This window comes from Photobacterium sp. OFAV2-7 (assembly GCF_022347985.1).
Classification (GTDB): Bacteria; Pseudomonadota; Gammaproteobacteria; order Enterobacterales; family Vibrionaceae; genus Photobacterium.
The window spans coordinates 1-4991 of the sequence record NZ_JAKRFQ010000347.1 but is presented as its reverse complement, the minus strand read 5'-3'; the positions used below and the strand labels follow the sequence as shown (position 1 = coordinate 4991).

Sequence of the window (4991 nt, the reverse complement as noted above, 5' to 3'; positions counted from 1 at the left end):
GTGTCGACCAAAACTACACCTACACCAATAACTGGCCTTATGATCCGGTTGTAGGCAATACACCAACATCCAGCAATATTGTCTGGTCTATCTTGAGTGTGGTTGTTCTGATTGCCGGTGTGGGCGCATTGGCCTGGTATCACGCGGCACTAAAACACGAGCCGCTACCGACACCGCCGAAATACGATCCTCTGTTTGACGGCAAGCCAACGGCGTCTCAAAAAGCAGTAGGTAAGTACTTCTTTACTGCAGTTGGCTTATTCCTATTACAGGTTTTCCTTGGTGGTATTACCGCGCACTATGGTGTTGAGGGTCAGGACTTTTACGGCATTCCTCTTTCAGAAATCCTACCCTACTCGGTAACCCGAACCTGGCATACCCAGCTAGCTGTCTTCTGGATCGCAACGGCATGGTTAGGAACCGGACTTTATATTGCACCAGCACTGTCTGGCCATGAACCTAAGTTCCAGCGTCTGGGCGTCAATGTTCTCTGGATCGCACTGGTTGTTGTCGTACTCGGCTCGATGGCCGGTGAATGGCTGGCTGTTCAGCAGTACTTTGATCTCGATACCAGCTACTTGCTAGGCCATCAGGGTCAGGAATACATCGATCTCGGCCGCGTGTGGCAAGTTCTGCTATTGGTTGGCCTGTTGATCTGGCTGGCACTGGTAACCCGTGCAATTCGCCCGGCGCTTTCGCAGCAAGGTGAAATGCGTGCAGTGATCTGGGTACTGTATGCCTCTTGTGTGGCTATCGGCCTGTTCTATGGTGCCGGTCTGTTCCAGGGCAAACACACCAACCTGGCGATTGCAGAATACTGGCGCTGGTGGGTAGTACACCTGTGGGTGGAAGGCTTCTTTGAAACCTTTGCCACCTCTGTTATTGCTCTGATGTTTGTTCGCCTAGGCCTGGTACGCGCAGCTACTGCCAATAGCGCAGTACTGTTCGCCACAGTTGTTTTCCTAACTGGCGGCCTGATCGGTACGCTGCACCACCTGTACTTTACTGGTACACCAACATCAGTCATTGCCTGGGGTTCAATCTTCTCCGCACTGGAAGTTGTACCGCTCGCGCTTATCGGATTCGAGGCCGTTGAAAGCTACCGCATGCGCAATACCACACCGTGGATGGCGCGCTACAAGTGGGCAATCATGTTCTTTGTCGCGACGGCATTCTGGAACCTTGTCGGTGCCGGTGTACTTGGCTTTCTCATCAACCCACCAGTCGCGCTGTACTTTATCCAGGGCCTGAACACCACAGCTACCCATGCCCACGGTGCGTTTATGGGCGTTTACGGCATGCTAGGTATTGGTCTGATGTTGTTCTGCCTGCGTGGTCTGGCGGGTGATACCCGAGGCTGGGATGACAAATGGCTGAAATGGGCCTTCTGGTCACTGAACATTGGTCTGGCTGCCATGTTGGCTATGTCGTTGCTACCTGTGGGCCTAGTTCAGTTCTTCGCTGTCATCGAGAACGGCTACTGGTTTGCCCGCTCGCCGGAAGTGCTGCACAGTCCGCTCGTAGAGACATTGGTCTGGCTACGTATGCCGGGTGACATGCTGTTCGGTGCTGGCGGTATCTTCCTGGGAATCTTCCTGGCCAAACTGATTGTTCAGGCTATCAAGTTAGGTAACAAGACAGAGGTACTAGCACGATGAGCAGACACATCCTATCCGGGCTTAAAGTCTTACTGGCTATTTCGGGGATTTATCTCGGCAGTGCCGTACTGACCAGCCTGCCACAGCTGTTTGTTCAGTTGTCCGTTGAGATGGGATGGATAACTCCCGCTGTTCTGTAACCTCCACTCAGGCCGTCCGGTATCGACATGATATCAGGCGGTCTGAGCCGTTTTCTCCTGTGAGCATATTATGTATCTGACCATCAAATCTTTTCACCTGTTCACCGTGATACTCAGCATCAGTTTATTTGTTCTGCGTTTCGGCCTGCGCTGCCGCCACTCCCCCTTGGCAGATAACCGGGTACTGAAGGTTATCCCGCATATTAATGATTCCTTCTTACTTACCAGCGGCTTTGCCCTGATCAACCTCACCGGCTTTGTCCCGTTTACACCTGCCGCCCCTTGGTTATCAGTCAAACTCATGTGCGTGGTAGCGTACATCCTTTGTGGTGCGTTTGCCCTAAAGGCAAAAACCAACTGGCAGCGATGGGCTTTATTCACCGGCGCAATGGGCTGGTTGATGTTTATTGTCCATCTCGCCATTAGCAAATACTTCGCGCTCGACTCATTACCAGGCTATTCCCTGTTTCTATAACCCCCATACTGACAAGAGCGTCAGTGCTCTTGTCGGCCACAATACGTCTTACCCTCAACAACTATATGCAGCTGTCACCATTCCTTCGCAGAATCGAGAGGCTTTTTTTGCCCACAATTGCGAGCAAAAGTTCACACACCAGATCATATGCTCACACACAAAACATTCGACTCAAGCCATAAGAGCAAGTTTCAACCTGTACCAATAGGCAAAACAGTCTTAAAACATCATAAAAATGCGATCAAGGCACGATTTGATACCCTAAACAATTGACAATTTGCAGCAAAAAGCTAATTATCATCACATCAATTGTTCTTTGATGATCCATATGTTCACAGACTGTGTTTTTGGTTTGAAACATTTGGGTTAATTACAGGTAAAACTACCTTTTCTGGCTACACTTTTAGCTAGCAATAAGACAAGCCCTAACACTTTGAAGGTCGAAAGATATGAGCACTAAACTGGAACAACTGCGCGCGCTAACAACTGTTGTTGCTGACACTGGCGACATTGAGGCTATCAGCAAGTATCAGCCTGAAGATGCGACTACAAACCCATCGCTGATCCTGAAAGCTGCACAGATCGCTGAGTATGCTCCTCTTATTGATGCGTCAATTGCTTACGCTAAAGCTCAGAGCGACGACAAAGAGCAGCAGGTTCAAGATACTTGCGACATGCTTGCAGTAAACATCGGTAAAGAAATCCTGAAAGTCGTTCCTGGCCGTATCTCTACTGAAGTTGACGCTCGTCTTTCTTACGACACTGAAGGCAGCATCGCTAAAGCTCGCCAGCTAATCAAAATGTACAACGATGCCGGTATCACTAACGACCGTATCCTTATCAAGCTAGCGTCTACTTGGGAAGGTATCCGTGCTGCGGAAGTACTGGAAAAAGAAGGCATCAACTGTAACCTGACTCTGCTATTCTCTTTCGCTCAGGCGCGTGCATGTGCAGAAGCTGGTGTTTACCTGATTTCTCCTTTCGTTGGCCGCATCATGGACTGGTACAAAGCGAAAGAAGGCCGTGACTTCGAAGCGCAGGAAGATCCAGGTGTTATCTCTGTAACTAACATCTACAACTACTACAAAGAACACGGCTACAATACTGTTGTTATGGGCGCAAGCTTCCGTAACACTGGTGAAATTCTAGAACTAGCCGGTTGTGACCGTCTGACTATCAGCCCACAGCTACTGCAAGACCTGGAAGATGCAACAGGTGAAGTTGTTCAAAAACTAGTTGCAACAACTGAGCTGAAAGAACGTCCAGCTGCTATGGGTCACGCTGAGTTCCTATGGGAGCACAACCAGGATGCAATGGCGGTTGAGAAACTGGCTGAAGGTATCCGTAACTTCGCCGTTGACCAGGGCAAGCTAGAAGCAATGATTGCTGAGCGCCTGTAAGCCTTAGACATATTCAAGAAAGCGGCCGACAAGCCGCTTTCTTCCTTTTTAACGTTTTTGATTCAAATAAATTCTATAGTGGAAACCAATATGGAACGTAAAGTGTTAGCAAATGCAATCCGTGCACTGAGCATGGACGGTGTACAGCAGGCAAACTCAGGCCACCCAGGTGCACCTATGGGTATGGCGGACATCGCTGAAGTACTGTGGCGCAGCCACATGAACCACAACCCACAAAACCCAGACTGGGCTGACCGTGACCGTTTCATCCTGTCGAACGGCCACGGTTCGATGCTGATCTACTCTCTGCTTCACCTTACTGGCTACGATCTATCTATCGATGATCTGAAAAACTTCCGCCAGCTTCACTCTAAAACACCTGGTCACCCAGAATACGGTTACGCACCAGGCATTGAAACAACAACTGGTCCACTAGGCCAGGGCATCACCAACGCTGTTGGTATGGCGATCGCTGAAAAAGCAATGGCTGACCAGTTCAACCGCGACGGCCACGATATCGTTGACCACTACACCTACTCGTTCCTGGGTGACGGTTGTATGATGGAAGGTATCTCTCACGAAGCATGTTCTCTTGCTGGCACACTAGGCCTTGGCAAGCTGATTGCGTTCTGGGATGACAACGGTATCTCTATCGACGGTGAAGTTGAAGGCTGGTTCTCTGACGACACACCTAAGCGTTTCGAAGCATACGGCTGGCACGTAATTCCAGCAGTAGACGGTCACGATCCAGAAGCAATCAACGCAGCTATCGAAGCGGCGAAAGCGGAAACTGGCAAGCCGACTCTGATCTGCTGCAAAACTATCATCGGTTTCGGTTCACCAAACAAAGCGGGTTCTCACGACTGTCACGGTGCTCCACTAGGTGCTGAAGAAATTGCTGCTGCCCGCGAATTCCTTGGCTGGAACCACGGTCCTTTCGAAATCCCTGCAGACGTTGCTGCTGAGTGGGATGCGAAAGAAGCAGGCGCCGCTAAAGAAGCCGCTTGGAACACGAAGTTCGAAGCATACGCTGCTGCTCACCCAGAGCTAGCTGCTGAGTTCAAACGTCGTACTTCTGGCGAGCTACCAGCACAATGGGAAGAGCAAGCAAACGCAATCATCGCTGATCTTCAGGCAAACCCTGCGAACATCGCTTCACGTAAAGCATCTCAGAACGCACTGGAAGCATTTGGTAAACTGCTACCAGAATTCATGGGCGGTTCTGCTGACCTTGCGCCTTCTAACCTGACTATGTGGTCTGGTTCTAAGTCTCTTGAAGCAAACGACTTCACTGGTAACTACATCCACTACGGTGTAC

General features: G+C 50.1%; 5 protein-coding genes. All 5 read left to right on the top strand.

Going from position 1 to position 4991, the window contains the following annotated elements:
* Positions 1-1658, top strand: a 1658-nt coding sequence (locus MHN01_RS16395; protein ID WP_239412321.1) for a nitric-oxide reductase large subunit, incomplete at its 5' end; no start/stop codon positions are given.
* Positions 1655-1798: a hypothetical protein gene (locus tag MHN01_RS16390; RefSeq protein WP_175577493.1), complete on the top strand. Its 144-nt coding sequence runs from the start codon at positions 1655-1657 to the stop codon at positions 1796-1798. The genes MHN01_RS16395 and MHN01_RS16390, both read left to right, overlap by 4 nt.
* A 70-nt stretch (positions 1799-1868) precedes the next feature.
* On the top strand, positions 1869-2273 hold the full coding sequence (locus MHN01_RS16385; RefSeq protein ID WP_075762657.1) for a SirB2 family protein: 405 nt from the start codon (positions 1869-1871) through the stop codon (positions 2271-2273).
* Between the two features lie 449 nt (positions 2274-2722).
* Positions 2723-3673: a transaldolase gene (gene tal / locus MHN01_RS16380; RefSeq protein ID WP_075762656.1), complete on the top strand. Its 951-nt coding sequence runs from the start codon at positions 2723-2725 to the stop codon at positions 3671-3673.
* 90 nt (positions 3674-3763) lie between these two features.
* A partial coding sequence (locus MHN01_RS16375) for a transketolase (RefSeq protein ID WP_239412320.1) occupies positions 3764-4991 on the top strand: 1228 nt, incomplete at its 3' end.